At 58.5% G+C, this 1,429-nt stretch carries 2 protein-coding genes; one reads left to right on the forward strand and one right to left on the reverse strand.

Features of this window, described 5'->3' with window-relative positions; all coding sequences use genetic code 11:
* Positions 1–881 (reverse strand): hypothetical protein (locus DC432_RS16665; RefSeq protein ID WP_207770863.1); only part of this gene is annotated, 881 nt, incomplete at its 3' end.
* 139 nt (positions 882–1,020) lie between these two features.
* On the opposite strand from DC432_RS16665, the gene DC432_RS16280 reads away from it, so the two are divergent.
* A complete protein-coding gene (locus DC432_RS16280) occupies positions 1,021–1,311 on the forward strand; it encodes a hypothetical protein (RefSeq protein WP_133177986.1) in 291 nt (96 codons plus the stop codon).
* Positions 1,312–1,429 lie beyond the last annotated feature (118 nt).

Below are 1,429 nucleotides of genomic sequence, written 5' to 3' on the forward strand. Positions count from 1 at the left end.
GCAGCAACCTGCTTGTCATCATCGGCCTCGAAACGAGGATGCAAGATGTGTGCACGGATACGAGAGGCTGTTTCAGCGTGCGCAAAAGATGGGAAAAAGAACTCGACCGCCTGATAGTAGGCAAGAAACTCGAGTAGCGGCAACCCCGCCGCCTGCCTGCCGTATTGATACAGCGCGAGAGCTTCGAGGGCGTATCCGTTGCGAGGAAAGGCGGGAGCGCGTTTCACGGGATCTGCCGGACGTAATTGCACTGAAGACCGCTTGCGGCCTAAGGTGAAGCCCAGGTTGTACCGCACATCAAGATCGAACAAGAAGCTCTGTCCGTGCCTATCAAGAACGGCCATAGCTTCGTCATGCTGGTGCGCCTCAAACCCTTTTAGCTTGAGGGAGAGGGAGCGAAGTCGCGGCCCCAATATAGCTTTCGCCGTTTCGGAGGGAGACGAAATCTCGAGACTGCGAGCACCACGCGACACCACGAATGCTCCATCACGGTTCAGGCTTGGGCCACCGGTACCGCTTTCCAAGTCAGCTGCCGTCAAAATCTCCTGCATTCGACGAGGTCCAGCACTAAAGGGCCGTCCGCTCGGAAAGTCCAAAGCTGCCTCGATGACTCCAGTCGTTCGGTTGACGAAAGCATCGTAAGACCCAAGGAAAGCGATCGCGCTGAAGTCCAAGTCGGCGACGGCGTCAACATCTTGCTCCCAGATAAAGGAGCGTCTATGCGAACGCCCATTTGGGAACATGACCTGGAGACGTCGCCACTGAGTAGAGGCCCCAACAGGTTTCACCTCCAACCCCGCGGCCTCGATGTGCTTCTGTAGAGCGATAAGCGCAGCAGATGGAGTCCGCGTCGGCCGCTCTAGACCTTCCAGTTCGTTCAACGTCTTCCCCCAAACGGGTTGCTTGGCAGCCAGAAAGCACAGCGGCGAACCCCGCGGCCGCAACCTGAGCCTAGCGGCAAAAGGTCGCCAATGGCGGTGCCTCGTTGCACTCTCACCCTCGGCCCGTCAACATGCCACCATGAAAGCTTATTGGGACCTTTACGACCGCACCCTCAAACGCATTGCGGAAGAGAAGCCGCAATCAATAGACGGGATCAAAGCAGTACTGGATGCGTTCGAGCCGCCGAGCAGCGGCATTGCATTCTTTCCGGGCGGTGCTGACGAAACGCTTGCAGAGGCCATACACACTGCCGGATGGAGCATTGACTACCGCGAAGGCACGTATGTGTGGGTAGCCACCTCGAAGACGGGTGAAGTACTGACCCACGTCGAGGGTGATATCTACCGTGGGAATACCGCCATGGCCTGATTTGCGCTCAGGCCGTCGTTCACGACGAAAAGCCGCCCGACGTAGGCGAATCACGTCGGGCGGCTTCTCGCTGCGAGACTGCGGACCTGCGCCGCTACGCGTTGCCCCTAGAGGCAGG

The organism is Microbacterium testaceum, assembly GCF_003075375.1.
GTDB lineage: Bacteria > Actinomycetota > Actinomycetes > Actinomycetales > Microbacteriaceae > Microbacterium > Microbacterium testaceum_E.